This is a genomic window from Flavobacterium polysaccharolyticum, from assembly GCF_038739875.1.
GTDB lineage: Bacteria > Bacteroidota > Bacteroidia > Flavobacteriales > Flavobacteriaceae > Flavobacterium > Flavobacterium polysaccharolyticum.
The window spans coordinates 1-210 of record NZ_JBCGDP010000126.1 but is presented as its reverse complement, the minus strand read 5'-3'; the positions used below and the strand labels follow the sequence as shown (position 1 = coordinate 210).

1 protein-coding gene is annotated in these 210 nt (G+C 42.4%); it reads left to right on the top strand.

The features are described 5' to 3' along the window. Positions 1-210 (top strand): hypothetical protein (locus WFZ86_RS20355; RefSeq protein ID WP_342693647.1); only part of this gene is annotated, 210 nt, incomplete at both ends.

The window sequence follows — 210 nt, the reverse complement described above, 5'->3', positions numbered from 1 at the left end:
CTACCGACAATTGTTTGGGAGTTGTTACAGCTAGTACTACAGCGGTTCTTCCTATTACATCTTCTACAACAGTAGTTTGGACGTATTCAGATGGAACCAACAGCACGACACAAAATCAAAGTATTGTGATAGCGGATACTACAGCCCCTGTTGCAGATGTTGCTACACTTCCTACGATTACTGCACAATGTAGTGTTACGAGTCTTACTC